14 protein-coding genes are annotated in these 13,826 nt (G+C 35.7%); 9 read left to right on the plus strand and 5 right to left on the minus strand.

The features are described 5' to 3' along the window. Positions 1-4 precede the first annotated feature (4 nt). On the plus strand, positions 5-610 hold the full coding sequence (locus ABDJ41_RS17820; RefSeq protein ID WP_349787439.1) for a DNA polymerase ligase N-terminal domain-containing protein: 606 nt from the start codon (positions 5-7) through the stop codon (positions 608-610). Beyond that, positions 588-2,531: a DNA ligase D gene (gene ligD, locus ABDJ41_RS17825; protein ID WP_349787440.1), complete on the plus strand. Its 1,944-nt coding sequence runs from the start codon at positions 588-590 to the stop codon at positions 2,529-2,531. Before ABDJ41_RS17820 ends, ligD begins: the two co-directional genes overlap by 23 nt. Positions 2,532-2,535: 4 nt before the next feature. Here ligD and ABDJ41_RS17830 read toward each other — a convergent pair whose 3' ends face one another. Then, on the minus strand, positions 2,536-3,123 hold the full coding sequence (locus tag ABDJ41_RS17830; protein ID WP_349787441.1) for a DUF4142 domain-containing protein: 588 nt from the start codon (positions 3,121-3,123) through the stop codon (positions 2,536-2,538). A gap of 448 nt (positions 3,124-3,571) precedes the next feature. Between ABDJ41_RS17830 and ABDJ41_RS17835 the strand changes: the two genes are divergently transcribed. Together ABDJ41_RS17835 and ABDJ41_RS17840 are read left to right on the plus strand one after the other, a co-directional pair. Beyond that, positions 3,572-4,042 carry a hypothetical protein gene (locus ABDJ41_RS17835; protein WP_349787442.1) on the plus strand — a complete coding sequence of 157 codons (471 nt, stop codon included), beginning with the start codon at positions 3,572-3,574 and terminating at the stop codon, positions 4,040-4,042. Between the two features lie 10 nt (positions 4,043-4,052). Then, positions 4,053-4,427 (plus strand): GreA/GreB family elongation factor, encoded by a 375-nt coding sequence (locus ABDJ41_RS17840; protein WP_349787443.1) that lies wholly within the window; start codon positions 4,053-4,055, stop codon positions 4,425-4,427. A gap of 64 nt (positions 4,428-4,491) precedes the next feature. Here ABDJ41_RS17840 and ABDJ41_RS17845 read toward each other — a convergent pair whose 3' ends face one another. Further along, complete coding sequence (locus tag ABDJ41_RS17845) at positions 4,492-5,907, minus strand: aminotransferase-like domain-containing protein (RefSeq protein ID WP_349787444.1); 1,416 nt, start codon at positions 5,905-5,907, stop codon at positions 4,492-4,494. Positions 5,908-5,951: 44 nt separating this feature from the next. Next, positions 5,952-6,335, minus strand: coding sequence for a GNAT family N-acetyltransferase (locus tag ABDJ41_RS17850; RefSeq protein WP_349787445.1), 384 nt, complete (start codon positions 6,333-6,335; stop codon positions 5,952-5,954). A gap of 237 nt (positions 6,336-6,572) precedes the next feature. Here ABDJ41_RS17850 and ABDJ41_RS17855 point away from each other — a divergent pair, with 237 nt between their 5' ends. From ABDJ41_RS17855 to ABDJ41_RS17865, 3 genes are all read left to right on the plus strand, one after another. Further along, a complete protein-coding gene (locus tag ABDJ41_RS17855) occupies positions 6,573-7,124 on the plus strand; it encodes a thioredoxin family protein (RefSeq protein ID WP_349787446.1) in 552 nt (183 codons plus the stop codon). Between the two features lie 128 nt (positions 7,125-7,252). Beyond that, positions 7,253-7,819, plus strand: coding sequence for a DUF4256 domain-containing protein (locus ABDJ41_RS17860; protein WP_349787447.1), 567 nt, complete (start codon positions 7,253-7,255; stop codon positions 7,817-7,819). A 212-nt stretch (positions 7,820-8,031) separates the two neighbouring features. Then, positions 8,032-10,686 (plus strand): DUF5916 domain-containing protein, encoded by a 2,655-nt coding sequence (locus tag ABDJ41_RS17865; RefSeq protein ID WP_349787448.1) that lies wholly within the window; start codon positions 8,032-8,034, stop codon positions 10,684-10,686. A 9-nt stretch (positions 10,687-10,695) separates the two neighbouring features. Here the strand turns inward: ABDJ41_RS17865 and ABDJ41_RS17870 are convergent, their stop codons facing one another. Then, positions 10,696-11,400, minus strand: coding sequence for a LytR/AlgR family response regulator transcription factor (locus tag ABDJ41_RS17870; RefSeq protein ID WP_349787449.1), 705 nt, complete (start codon positions 11,398-11,400; stop codon positions 10,696-10,698). A 303-nt stretch (positions 11,401-11,703) separates the two neighbouring features. Here ABDJ41_RS17870 and ABDJ41_RS17875 point away from each other — a divergent pair, with 303 nt between their 5' ends. After that, on the plus strand, positions 11,704-12,192 hold the full coding sequence (locus tag ABDJ41_RS17875; protein WP_349787450.1) for a hypothetical protein: 489 nt from the start codon (positions 11,704-11,706) through the stop codon (positions 12,190-12,192). A 102-nt stretch (positions 12,193-12,294) separates the two neighbouring features. Here ABDJ41_RS17875 and ABDJ41_RS17880 read toward each other — a convergent pair whose 3' ends face one another. Next, positions 12,295-13,128 carry an SGNH/GDSL hydrolase family protein gene (locus tag ABDJ41_RS17880; RefSeq protein ID WP_349787451.1) on the minus strand — a complete coding sequence of 278 codons (834 nt, stop codon included), beginning with the start codon at positions 13,126-13,128 and terminating at the stop codon, positions 12,295-12,297. A 135-nt stretch (positions 13,129-13,263) separates the two neighbouring features. On the opposite strand from ABDJ41_RS17880, the gene ABDJ41_RS17885 reads away from it, so the two are divergent. Continuing rightward, positions 13,264-13,815: an RNA polymerase sigma-70 factor gene (locus ABDJ41_RS17885; protein ID WP_349787452.1), complete on the plus strand. Its 552-nt coding sequence runs from the start codon at positions 13,264-13,266 to the stop codon at positions 13,813-13,815. The last annotated feature ends 11 nt before the right edge of the window (positions 13,816-13,826 follow it).

Consider the following 13,826-nt stretch of genomic DNA (forward strand, 5'->3'; position numbering starts at 1 on the left):
AGATATGTCTTTAGAGAAATATAAAAAGAAAAGAGATTTCAGTAAAACTGCTGAACCTGGTATTGCAAGTAATAAAGCTGCGGTAAAAGGTAAAGTAATTAAGGGGACTGAAAAAGACAAAACTCTTGTATTTGTAGTCCAAAGACACCATGCTTCTCATTTGCATTATGACTTCCGTTTGGAAATGGATGGAGTGCTTAAAAGCTGGGCAGTTCCGAAGGGGCCATCCTTAAATCCTGAAGATAAACGTCTGGCGATGATGGTGGAAGATCATCCTTATGATTACCGTACGTTTGAGGGAGAAATTCCTGCTGGAAATTATGGAGGTGGTGTAGTCAATATATTTGATTCCGGAACCTATACGGCATTAAATGGTGGCACGGAAAAGGATTTGAAGCATGGTCTTCACAAGGGTAATTTAAAATTCAAGTTGGATGGAAAGATTTTAAAAGGAGAGTTTGCGCTGGTTAAAATTAACAGTTCAGAGCAAAACGCATGGCTGTTAATTAAGCACAATGATAAATATGCCATTCAAAAGAAGTTTAATATTGAAGATCTCGTGTCTGCTGCTATTAAGAAAAGTGGACTTGATTTTAAAAAAAAAAGCTAAAGCGGGATCCAGACGATTAGTAGCTGATAAAGTTAAAGAACAGGATGAAACTGATCAGGATATTTATAAGCCAATGCTGGCTAAATTATCTGCTGAAGTATTTGATGATCCTGGTTGGATTTATGAACATAAATTAGATGGTTACAGGGCCCTGGCTTTTATTACGATTAAAGGCGAAGTCAAATTGATCTCAAGAAATGGAATTGATTTTGGTAGTAATTACCCAACAATTATTGAGGCCTTAAAAAATCTTGGGATAGATGCCGTAATTGATGGAGAATTGATTGCAGAGAATAATAAAGGAAAAAGTAGCTTCCAGTTACTTCAGCATTATGACCATACAAAAGACGAAGCTATACTCAAATTCTGGGTATTCGATCTATTGTCTTTAAATGGACAGGACCTTCGTGAAATGGAACTAATAAAACGGAAAGAGTTATTAAATACGATTATTAGCCAACTAGCCAATCCACTGGTACTTTATAGTAAACATATTACGGAAAGAGGAAAATTACTTTTTGAGGAAGTCAGGAAAGAAGGAGGAGAGGGCATTATTGCAAAAAATGGAGCAAGCCATTATTTCAGTGGAAGACGATCTGAATCCTGGTTGAAATTTAAGTTAGAACAATCTCAGGAGGCGATCATTATTGGCTATTCAAGGCCAGAAGGTGAACGTCAGTATTTTGGTTCACTAGCCTTAGGTATGTACAATAAGGGAGAATTGGTTTACATTGGTAATTGCGGTACAGGGTTTAATGAAAAGAGCCTGAAATTAATTTACGATCAACTACAGACACTGATTATTGAGCAGAAGCCTATTGACCAGAAAGTCCACAAAGAGCATAATTTTACATGGGTTAAACCAGAATTGATATGCGAAGTGACATATGCTGAATGGACTGCAGATAAACATTTACGTCATCCAGTATTTAAAGGAATAAGAACAGATAAAGAAAAGGAAGATGCGATTGCAGAAGTACCATTGATTTCAAACGAATCCAAAGAAAAAGATGATATGCCAACAGAAAAAGTAGAACAATTTGGAAAGAAGAAAGTAACGCTGACAAACTTAAACAAACTTTACTGGCCTGATGAAAAGATAAGCAAGGGTGAGTTGATTAATTATTATAAGGCAATTGCACGATACATATTGCCGCATTTAAAAGATAAACCCTTATCCCTTAACCGGCATCCAAATGGAATCACAGCCCCAGGTTTTTTTCAGAAGGATTTGGATACAGACAAAATTCCTTCATGGATAAAATCTGCTCCTCTGCATTCAGAAAGTAATGATAAAGATATTGATTATCTGATTTGTAATGATGAACCTACTTTGTTATGGATGGCAAATTTGGGCTGCATTGAGATTAATCCCTGGTTAAGTACGTATAAAAAACCAGAAGTACCATTGTATGCAGTGCTAGATCTTGATCCACATGATATCGATTTTAAGGAAGTAATTGTAGTAGCTCAAACAGCAAGAAAAATATTAGATGAAAGAGGAATTACATCTTTTGTGAAGACTTCTGGCTCAAAGGGATTACACATTTTTATTCCAATTAGCGGAATATATAATTACGACATTACGAAAGAATTTATTCATTATATCGGACAACTGGTTTTCGAGAAACATCCACATCAGACCAGTTTAGAGCGTAGCCCTTCAAAACGTAAGGAGAAAATTTATCTTGATTTTTTGCAAAATAGAAAGGGGCAGACTATCGCAGCACCTTATTCAGTCAGACCAAAGCCAGGTGCAACAGTATCAGCCCCATTAGATTGGGTAGAAGTTAAAGATGGTTTAAGTATTCAAAAATTTGACATCTTTAATATGGTACAGCGTATAAAAGAAAAAGGAGACTTATGGGAAAATATTAATAAGGTCAAAAATAATCTTAAAGAAGCTTTGAGTCAAAGCTAGTTTATTATAACCCTATTTTATTATGTACTGAGGTTGCTTGTTTATAGTTCCATTCCAATGTTTTTAACGCCCCTTTTGCGAAGTTTTGAAGCGGGCTATCGCCAGATGTTGCCGCTCCTTTATAAAGATCAAGTGTTTTGATATGGTTTTTTACGATCATCCCCATGTAATGCTTCTCAAATCCTGCAACATCCATTTTTTGTAATTCAGCAAGGTGTGCCTGGTCTGCATCTTGTAATGTGGCAGGTAAGGTTATTTTTTTACTCTCCGCAAGTTTTTTCAGTTTTTCTGTTATTTTGGTATAATCTTTTACCATCATTTTTGCAAAGTTCTTAACCTTAGGGTTTGTTGCTTTTTGTAAAGCTAGTTTGCTCAGCTCAAGCTCTAGTAATCCAGTATAGCCAGCATCATGTATAAATTCAGTAGTACCCGCACCTCGGTTAATACCTGCAGTATCAGTAATCAAATCTGCTTTCATGGCAGAGTCAACTGCGGCAGAATGAGCTGTTGACTCGTTTGTGCCTGTATCGCGACAGGCTTGCGCCATCAAAAGGCCAAGCAGTGCAATGGTGAGTAAACTTATTCTTTTCATGATTTAAAATATTAAGTGTTTAGTTTAATAATTACAGTTCAGGAGCAAAAATGTTTTAAAAAAAAGTGATTAAATATCTAATGACTATGGTCTCTCATCTGGGAAGTTTGGCATAATAGTGTAATAAAGATAGCCAAAAGTTACCTATATTTTTTTATCTTGCTTATAAGGTTACCTTTGTAACAATGAATCCGTATAAGCAATTAAATAAAGTATCCGATGAACAATCTGCAGTACAGTTGCAGGTGGCTAAGGCTATATTTAATCGTTTTCTATCCCTTCAATCCGAGTTGGGGGATGCTTTCCTTAAAAGCAGCAAAGACTTTATTAATTAGACCCCACCTTTTTTCAAAGGTACGGGGTAAAATCTGCTAATTATACTTTCAGTTTGGTTGTCCTGCGGCTTTTTGCTGTGCAGGCTTTAATTATTTCACCTTTAATTTTAGCTATGTCAGATCATATTATATTTTCTTTAATTCTTATTGCTGTAGCTTTTGTAATCCTATTGGTCAAAAATTACAGAAAATGGAATACAAATAGAGGAGAACGTTTAGATACTTTCTCAACGCAGATAGCTTCAAGCAATCGGATGAAGCTTTCCATTACAGATCATTTTCAGAAAAAAACTCTGGGTTTTGATGAGCTTAAAAATAAGATGCTTTATATAGACCTTGGGAATAATATTGTCCAGGTTGTCGATATGAATGATGTTGGCGATTGTAAACTCATTAAAAAGCAGGTAAGTATTCAGCTTGAACTGAATTATCAGGATCAGGAAAAAGACCCTTTAACCATTACATTTTACAACAAGTTCAGAGACTATAAATGGATGAGAAGTAAACTCGAAAAAAAGGCTGTTTATTGGGAATCATTAATGAGCCGCGTAATAACAGAAAGAATAAATCAAATCACTTATTAATTAAATAATTATGACTACATCAATCGTATTATCAACGGGTATATTTGACCTTTTAAAAGATCACATCAGAAGAAGACAATTAAGCAAGTATAACCAGGAAAAACTGGAACTTGAGCTTAAAAATGCTACACAGATTCTGAATAAAGAAATTCCGGAAAACGTTGTAACAGTAAACACCAAAGTACGTATTAAGGAATTGGAATCAGGTGAGGAGTTTACTCACATTATTCTTCCACCGGCAAAAGCCAGAAGAAAGCACAATACAATTTCAATTTTATCTCCAATTGGTGTAGCTATTGTTGGTTATCCTCAGGGCGCTGAGTTGAAATGGGAGATGGAAGATGGTATCAAATCTTATCGCATCGAAGAAGTAACAAGGCTGTAATAAAAGATTCTACTTGTTAGTATTTTCATTAAAAATAGCGCACCAAGATATCCCGGTGCGCTATTTATATCACTGATTTTACAATATTTCCCAGACGCTTCAGATCAAAATCAATATCCTCGTTCCATTCTTGACCATAATTTAATCTCATACAATTATTGTACTGATTATGTAGGGAGAACATCCGCCCTGGAGCAAAACTTATTTTCTGCTTAATAGCAATATCGAATAACTTGGCAGTATCAATTTTTTTATCCAGTTCAAGCCATAACATAAATCCGCCCTGAGGTTGAGAAATTTTAGTGTTGTTTGGGAAGTAATCTTCAATTGCTCCCTGGAATTTCAGACAACTGGTATAAAGTTTTGTTCTTATCGTCCGTAAGTGGTGGTCATATCTTCCATGCTCTAAAAAGTCTGCAATCACCTCTTGATACAAACTAGGAGTAGAAATTGTCTGTAAAAGTTTCTGTCTGATGATTTTGTCTTTAAATTTTCCTGGTGCTACCCAACCCACGCGATATCCGGGAGCTAGAGTTTTAGAAACCGATCCGCACCACATTACAATACCGGCTTCATCAAAAGCTTTGCAGGGTTTTGGACGTGTAGCTCCAAAGAAGAGGTTTCCATAAAGGTCGTCTTCGATTAAGGGAATATTATATTCGGTGAGCATTCTGACCAATTCCTTTTTATGCTCATCTGGCATTAGACAGCCCAGTGGATTACTGAAGTTACTGATAAAGCAACAGGCTTTCAGCTTTGGTAAAACCTTTTTAAGCGCCTCAAGATCAATACCAGTTAAGGGGTTGTTGGGGATTTCGATAACATTAAGTCCCATTGACCTCGCCATCTGCAGAATGCCAAAGTACACAGGTGTTTCTACAGCAATTGTATCTCCTCGTTGTGTTACCGCCATAAGACAATTGTAAAGCGCATTCATGGTGCCTGAAGTGGTTACTATATCATCTTCGGTAAGTTTACCTTCTAAAACCAGAGACCATTTAGCAACTGTTCTTCTAAGATTCAGACTTCCCTGAACAGGTTCATAACTAGTGCCACCATCATTAAGCTTTTGTACTACAGCAATAATACCTTTATTCAGTTTTGCAATTGGTAAAAGACTTTTGTCCGGAACACCAAGAGAAAATAGTCTTATATCTTTGTTTTCCAGCGTATTAAAAACTTTGCTAATGAGATCTTCGGGATGTTTTTCATCCTGTGAAGATTTAAGTCTGCTAACCGTTGGGAGTGAAAATTTTCGACGCGAGGTCTTGCTTATAAAATATCCAGACTTTGGTCTTGCTTCAATCAGTGATTTGCTTTCGAGTTCTAAAAATGCTTGTTTGGCAGTGTTAATACTTACATTATAGATTTTTTGAATACTTCGGATGGATGGAAGCTTATCACCTAGCTTTAACGTCTCACTATCTATTTGTTCTTCAATTACTTTTGCAATTTTTAAATATAGCGCTTCCTTCTTCATTTAGTTGTGTTTCTATATGTTTCAAACATTTATCAGCAGTATTGTTATGAGCAATTGTTTAACCATCTTACCAACCTCTCAGTAGCATTTTTAATTTTTTTTACAGCCTCCGGACCAGTGTCGAAACTTGAATTGACAGTACTTTTAGCTAGTTCTTCAAGGAATGGTTGTGTATTTGATTGACCAATTCCATTTTTATAGTATGATGTGATTTCAACTTCTTCTAATTCATTACACTTTGCAGATGCAAATCCTATCAACTTATTACCATGTTCTGCAATAGCTAAGGGTAAACCAAATTGCGTTGTTAATTTTTCAGAAGTAACATTTGATCCTGTTTCCTGATAAATATCTAAAACGGCTTTTAGGTCAGATAAATATACTTTTCGATAGGTGATTTCGTCTGTTTTTTTTGTAAATCCATTCATAACTCTAAATCTTGTAAAACAAATTTAGGAAAGCTATAGTGTTGGTTACAGATACAGAAATAGAATTATTTTAGGGCACAGATTTGCCTTGATATAACTCAAATAATAAACAAAGTAAGGTTTGTTGTCTAAAAAACTACGGCTAGAAATTATGGCATTTTGCAGACCGAGAAATTCGTAAGAAAAAGCCAGATTTGTCCTAACAGCATATATTGAATTACAAATAAAATTGTGTTTATGAACTTTCAGCAATATCAAGATCACTTTCAAAATATCCTTTCCAATCCAAACCCACCTGTGCCTTACGACAATGCAGACTATATGGATTATGCAAAATTAAACTGGTCACGACAAGAACGCTGGTTAAAGACAGGTGTGATAGATCCTGTTTTAGCTCAAATTATTGCTAATATCAAAGCACCACAAAAGTGGATTATTATTACTGAACCATGGTGTGGGGATGCTGCTCATATTGTCCCTTTTATTCATAAAATTGCAGAGCTGAATCCCCTAATTAATGCAACATATCAGTTAAGAGATACCGAACCTTTTTTAATTAATCAATATCTTACAAATGGAGGCAAGGCTATTCCCAAACTCATTATTAGAGATGAATCTGAGAAAGATCTGTTAAACTGGGGACCAAGACCAGCTGAGTGTCAGGTTATATATGCTGAATTAACTGCAGCAAAAGCCGACTTCCAAACTGTCAAGATTGAGCTCCAAAAATGGTATAATCAGGATAAAGGGAAAAGTCTTCAACAGGAATTGAATGAGAGATTGAAGTAATTGCTTTCTCTTGTTTAGTTTTTCTTGGTACTACTTGTATTTTTTTCTGTCATTTATTTAGATTTGTTGTACAGTCATTTTAAACATAAGAATGGCGATTGTTAACAAGTACCTATAGACGTCATAGTATGAAAAGCAATAAAAAGGAATTATTACCAGAGCAACGTGAAGAGTTACTCAAAACGTTGAAAGAGCGTTTTCAAAAAAATATGAACCGTCATGAAGGGATTGATTGGGCAAATGTACAGACGAAATTAGAGGCTAACACAGAAAAACTATGGTCGCTCGATGATATGGAAGTAACTGGGGGCGAACCTGATGTTGTTGGTTATGATGAAAAATCTGACGAGTATATATTTTACGATTGTTCTGCAGAAAGTCCTAAAGGGCGCAGGAGCTATTGTTATGATCGTGCAGCATTAGATTCCAGGAAAGAACATAAACCTGCGAATAGTGCAATGGATGCAGCTGCTGCAATGGGAGTAGAGCTTTTAACGGAAGAGGAATATAGAGAACTGCAAAAACTTGGTAAGTTTGATACGAAAACCTCTAGTTGGGTAAAAACACCAGATAATATTAGAAAACTTGGAGGGGCGATCTTTTGTGACTACCGTTATGGTACAGTTTTCAAGTATCATAATGGAGCCGAATCTTATTATGCTTCAAGAGCATTTAGAGGCTCGTTAAGAGTATGATTTAATCACTTCATCCAGCAAAATAGCCTACGATAGTTTTCTCTTCAAATGCAGAATCATTTTCAGCATCTTATCACAACATGCTATTTTACCTATAAAAGGAATATTTTATAACTTTTTCGAAAAGACAGTTCAGATGGTTACTCGAATTTCGTAGTTTGGTAAATTATTTTAATTACTATACGATCCATTTTATAAAAAAATCAAAACCAATGAGATACTGCTCTTTTCTTTTTTTTCTAGTTATCCATATTGTATGCCGCGCTCAAGATAAAAGGAAAGAAGTAGTCTCTTTCAAAGATGCTTATAAACGTACCTATAATGTAACAAAACTTCATGGAGTAAAACCACGGATGGATGGTAAACTGGATGAAGATATATGGCAGAATAAAGGTGAGTGGTCTGAAAAATTTTCGCAAGTTATTCCCTTTGAACGTGTACATACAGGATCATGGACACGAATGAAGATTTTTTATGACGATGACAATATTTATGTAGGCGTATACTGCAAAGATGATCATCCTGAGAACATGAATGCTTTTATTGGGAACAGGGACGATAATAGTAATGGTGATCTCATAAGTATTGCATTTGATACTTACCATGATTACCGTGTTGCACTTGAATTTAATATCAATTTAGGAGGAAATAAAACAGATCTTACCGTTACTGATAAACTTTCAGTAAATCTTAGTTGGAACGCTGTATGGGAGGGGCGGACACATATTAACCTGCCAGATTCTTCCTGGACAGCAGAACTTCGCATTCCTTTCAGTCAGTTGAGATATAACCAGAAAAATACAGATGGAATCTGGGGCTTACATGTAAGGCGTATTATTCGTAAAAATAACGAAGTGCAGAATTGGAGCCTGATTCCTATAAAGAATAATGGTCATGTTTTTTCTTTTGGAGAGATGCATGGAATGAACGATTTGCCGAAGCCTAAAGGAATAGAGTTCTTACCTCATGTGAAGAGCAAATATATTAATGAGCCTAAAATACCTAATAGCGCTTTTCAGAAAGGTACTAGTTGGACAGGCGGTGCCGGATTAGATGTAAAAGCAGCATTAAGCGACTTTACATTGGATTTAACAGTTAACCCCGATTATGGCCAGGTGGAACTGGATCCATCTGTAATGAACTTATCCGCATATGAAATATTTTACGATGAGAAAAGGCCTTTTTTCCTTGAGGGAAAGCATATTTTAGAGTTTAATAATAATGAGGATGGCATGATGTTCTATTCCCGGCGGATAGGGGCTATGCCGTCTTATAAACCTAAGAATATAGACAATGTTGAAAATTTTGCTAGTTCTCCGGGTTTCATACCCATCATTGGGGCTTTAAAGTTGACAGGTACAAATAGAAAGGGAGTAACAATTGGCCTTTTGGAGAGTGTAACTGCTCAAACATCATCGAGGGTGAGCCGTAATGGGGTATTTGATAGAGAGGTAACCGAGCCTTTAACTAATTATACCGTAGCACGCGTTCAGAAAAATTGGGAAGGAAATACATTGTTAGGAGCTATGGTTACCTCTGTAAATCGAAGTTTAGGAAAAGACCATTTGAGGGAGTCAATGATTGATAATGCATTTACAACAGGGATAGACTTTACGCAGTATTTTGCAAATCGTTTGTACTATATAGATGCCAAAACCATGTTTAGTACCCTGCATGGTTCTCCACAGGCAGTATTAGATAAAAAGATGAATGCGACACACTATTTTCATAGAGAATCGGGTGCTGATTATCTGAATCTTGATCCTGGTAAAAATTCGTTGCAAGGTACAGGGGGATATGTAAAGGTGGGTAAGAAGGGAAATGCCCAATGGAACTTTTCGCAGACTTTAAGTTGGTCATCACCCGGATTCGACTTAAATGATGTAGGATACCTTAGGGAATCTGATTTTAAGTCGAACGAAACCGAGGTGGTACTTAGAAAAACAGATCCTTGGGGACCTTTCAGATTTGCCGGGATTAATTTGACTCAGAAAAATGTTTGGAACTTTGGAGGAAAACCAATAAATAATGGCGTTGCTCTTCGTTTCCGCAGTTTGACCATTAAACGTCGTTTTGAAATGGATGTTAAAGAAACATACAATTGGAATACCGTGGATAGTCGCAGGCTAAGGGGTGGGCCAGATATGAGATATAATTCAAATTTTCAAACAAATGTGGCCTTTAGTACTGATAGGGCTAAAAAAGTGGTTTTCAAATTGAATTATGATGGCCGACATTTTTTAGATCAGGAAACAAGCTACAATGAAATACGTCCTAGTATGATTTTCCGATTAGGGAATCATTTTCTAGTGACAGGGCAACTTAACTATGCCTGGAATAAAGACGATCTCCAATATGTAAATACTATTACCCCATCAGGTACCGGGGCAGAGAAGGCATATATTATGGGGCGAATGAAGCAAGAAACTTATGGACTGACTTTGAATTTGCAGATGAATATTACACCGGATTTTTCAATCCAGTACTATGGTTCTCCTTTCACCTCTATTGCTAAATACGACAAGTTTAAATTATCGGCAGATACGCGATCGCATAATTTTACAGAACGCTTTTCGGAATTTAAAAATAATGAGATCAGTTATAATGCTGGTAATTATACTGTTGACAGAGATGGTAATACAATGTCTTTCAAAGACCCTGATTTTAGCTTTAATGAATTCCGTTCTAATCTGGTTGCACGCTGGGAATTTCTACCAGGTTCTACAATGCACTTAGTCTGGGAGAATAGACGATCTAATCGAGATGATGTATATTATTCGGGTTGGGGAAGTAATTTAGATAGAATATTTGGCTTGTCCGCCACAAATACTTTTATGATGAAAATCAATTATTGGTTTAGCTTGTAAGGCTTTTTTCTATTTTATCATAGCCATTTTTTTGAGTTGACCAAGAAATTGTCGGCCTATTGGTATTTCGATTTTATCGATTTCAACATCATGATTGGTAAAAGCTGTAATTCTGTTAATAGAAATGATGAAAGATCTATGGATTCTGATAAACTGATGCTGAGGAAGTATTGATTCGAATGAACTAAGCGATTGTTTAACTAAAAGGGGGGTATCCAGGTGTCTGTATATTTTAACGTATGTTCTGACACTTTCAACATATAGGATGTTTTCCAGGCAGATTTTTACCATTTTTCCATTGCTCCTCAAAAACAATTGACCTCTCCGGTTTTGGTGATTCAACCTTTCGGCATCTTGCGGGTAAGTGTTAATCGCTTTATTAACGGCCATTAAAAACCTTTCCAGTGTCACTGGTTTTAGTAAGTAATCTACAGCACCCAATTTAAAGGCTTCGACAGCAAATTCCTGATGCGAAGTGATGAAGATAACTTTAGGAAGATGATTTAAAGTTCTGATAAAACTAGTACCTAAAAGCTCTGGCATCTCTATATCTAGAAAGATAAGATCAATTCTTTCAGTCTTAATATACTCCATAGCTTTAAAAGCACTATTGCATGTGGCTACAACTTCAAGCTGTTCAACCATTTTACTATACTTTTCAATAGTTTTTAAGGAAAGTTGTTCGTCATCCACAATTAGGCATTTCCATATCATATTACTTGCAATTGATATCTCATTTTCTGATGATGTATTAAAGCAGTACAGTTTAATCTGAATTGCGACAAATTAAACAACAAGGGATGATTGTTTATAACATAAATATACACGTTATTGTTTATTTTTTTAATTCATGGTTATGAATCGCATATTCTTGTATACCAACGACTTCTTTTTAATCACAAAGCAGTTTGTAAACATATCAGTGTTGTATGAAGTCAATGCTTTGTTATGTGTATACTGTTGATTTTCAGGATTAAAAACTTATTTATATTTAACTGGTAATTAATTCATCATGCAATGAAAAGGCAAATATTAATGTTATTATTCAGTGGATTGGTATCCCTGCTGGGGATGAATAACATATCTGCGCAAATTAGTCTTCGTGAAGTGACAATTAGTGGTAATTTAAGTAAGGCAGTAGTCAATGAACAGGTTACTTCATCTTTTAGTCGTTTATTTAAAGATGCTGAGGCGCCTCAATGGTTTGAAGTAAATAAAAGGTATGTGGTGAATTTTATTTACAATGATCAAAGAAATAGAGCGGTATTTACAAAAGGTGGTCAAATGGTGTATCACCTGGTATATTCAAATGAAAATGAAATGCCTAATGATATTAGGTCAATTGTGAAAAGTAAATATTACGATTACGCAATAATTTCAACAATTATGGTGAATCAGGATGGCAGGAATATCTGGGTTATCAATGTAGAGGATAAGACTAAGATCCTAGTGCTGAGAGTTGAAGGAGCTGAAATGAGTATAATTGATACTATTAAGAAAACATAGCGGAATCATTTTGGATTTAGAAGAGCCTTAAAAAAGCTGGTGTAAGAAATAAAAGTGACGTTAAAATCTTAGACTTAGGTACTGATAGTTAAATAGTATATATTAGTTTGTATGCCTGGTTTTAATGGCTTTAACAAAAAGCTTCGAAATGATTTCATAACCCTTATCTGAAGGGTGCAGCCCATCATAAGTGAGATTCATTGCATCAAGAGGGTAAGGGTGTTTATCTTTTTCCGGATCAAAAGGAACATCAATAAATGTAGGATACCTGAAATTTTTATAGGTTCCTGTTTCCGGATCTTTTAATCGCTTATAATTTACCAGGTGTTTTAATCCTAATTGCTTGTCGTTAAACAAGTCTACAATTTTAAATTTTTCATATCTGCCAATTTCATTTACGGCATCAGCAAATTGAGACAATGACTGACCATTTTTTTGTTTGTATGAACCCCAGGCATTGTTTTTCATATTGGTGAGGTATACAAAATCTACACGTTGCATTGGTGTAACCAGTATTATTTTAGCTTGAGGATTTAGTGCCCGTAGTTTATTAACAATGATGCGATAAGACCCATAAAATGTACCGTTGCCCTTGTTTTTATGATAATCGTCTATTGTACCCAAAGGTCGGCTGCTCCACCAGTCGTTGGTACCTAAAAACACAGAATAAATATCTGATTTTTGTAAATCAAGGGTCTCTATTCTTTCGGCCATTCTAGCGGCCGTCCAGCCATTGTGGCCCTGGTTAATGTATTTTATGTAGGGAAGCTTTGCTGTTACCATGCTCATATATCCTTTGCTGATTCTGTTGCCTGCTTCCTCTGGATGTTCGTTCATAAAGGTAATGGAATCACCTATGGCAGTCCATACCAGTTCTTTGCTACTAAAAGAAGTAACCAGTAAAAATAAGGGGAGAAGGAATAACAGTCTTTTCATCTTATGGCATTTTTTAATCAGCTTTATAGGTTGAAATTAGCATTTTTTAAACAATAAAAAATTTGAAGGCTTTTTATATTTCAAAAATTAGCTGTAATCTTACCGTTCAGATCATCAATCAATATTTGAGATAATATGTCTACGGCGGTCCTTGATTTTAAACAGTTGTATCTTGATTATTATGCTGCCCTTTGCTACTTCGCATTTAAGATTGTCGGAGATCAGGAGGAAGCAAAAGATCTTGTGGAAGATGTTTTCTTAAAGGTACTTCACAATAAGTCGACGTTGACGGACGTAGAAAACATACGAGCCTATCTTTATACGGCCGTCAAAAACTCCTGCTTAAGCCATCTAAAAGTATCAACAAGAGTTAAAGAACGCCAATGGCATTACAATTCCAATTTACCTATGGAAGAACAGGACTGCGTGAATGAACTGATTCAAGCGGAGGTGTTACGTGATGTAATGAAAGTGATAGATAAATTACCCGGACATGCAGGGAAGATTATTAAAATGAGCTATTTTGAGTCTCTGAAAAACGATGAGATTGCGGCACATCTTGGAATTTCTGTGCAAACAGTGAAAAATTTAAAATCTAAAGGGCTGGATACTTTAAGACATTTGCTTAGGCCTGATGTTTTTGCAATGTTCTTATTCATTTATGGTCTAAAGAATGGCCAGGGATAAAATCACATTTT

The organism is Pedobacter sp. ASV1-7 (genome assembly GCF_040203335.1).
In the GTDB taxonomy this organism is placed as follows: Bacteria; Bacteroidota; Bacteroidia; order Sphingobacteriales; family Sphingobacteriaceae; genus Pedobacter.

Bases quoted from the DNA above. Each gene is read 5' to 3' on its own strand.
- ABDJ41_RS17830 (WP_349787441.1), bottom strand. From the start codon at position 3,123: ATGAAAAGAATAAGTTTACTCACCATTGCACTGCTTGGCCTTTTGATG.
- ABDJ41_RS17845 (WP_349787444.1), bottom strand. From the start codon at position 5,907: ATGAAGAAGGAAGCGCTATATTTAAAAATTGCAAAAGTAATTGAAGAA.
- ABDJ41_RS17870 (WP_349787449.1), bottom strand. From the start codon at position 11,400: ATGATATGGAAATGCCTAATTGTGGATGACGAACAACTTTCCTTAAAA.
- ABDJ41_RS17855 (WP_349787446.1), top strand. From the start codon at position 6,573: ATGAACTTTCAGCAATATCAAGATCACTTTCAAAATATCCTTTCCAAT.
- ABDJ41_RS17865 (WP_349787448.1), top strand. From the start codon at position 8,032: ATGAGATACTGCTCTTTTCTTTTTTTTCTAGTTATCCATATTGTATGC.
- ABDJ41_RS17820 (WP_349787439.1), top strand. From the start codon at position 5: ATGTCTTTAGAGAAATATAAAAAGAAAAGAGATTTCAGTAAAACTGCT.
- ABDJ41_RS17835 (WP_349787442.1), top strand. From the start codon at position 3,572: ATGTCAGATCATATTATATTTTCTTTAATTCTTATTGCTGTAGCTTTT.
- ABDJ41_RS17840 (WP_349787443.1), top strand. From the start codon at position 4,053: ATGACTACATCAATCGTATTATCAACGGGTATATTTGACCTTTTAAAA.
- ABDJ41_RS17875 (WP_349787450.1), top strand. From the start codon at position 11,704: ATGAAAAGGCAAATATTAATGTTATTATTCAGTGGATTGGTATCCCTG.
- ABDJ41_RS17880 (WP_349787451.1), bottom strand. From the start codon at position 13,128: ATGAAAAGACTGTTATTCCTTCTCCCCTTATTTTTACTGGTTACTTCT.
- ABDJ41_RS17850 (WP_349787445.1), bottom strand. From the start codon at position 6,335: ATGAATGGATTTACAAAAAAAACAGACGAAATCACCTATCGAAAAGTA.
- ABDJ41_RS17860 (WP_349787447.1), top strand. From the start codon at position 7,253: ATGAAAAGCAATAAAAAGGAATTATTACCAGAGCAACGTGAAGAGTTA.
- ABDJ41_RS17885 (WP_349787452.1), top strand. From the start codon at position 13,264: ATGTCTACGGCGGTCCTTGATTTTAAACAGTTGTATCTTGATTATTAT.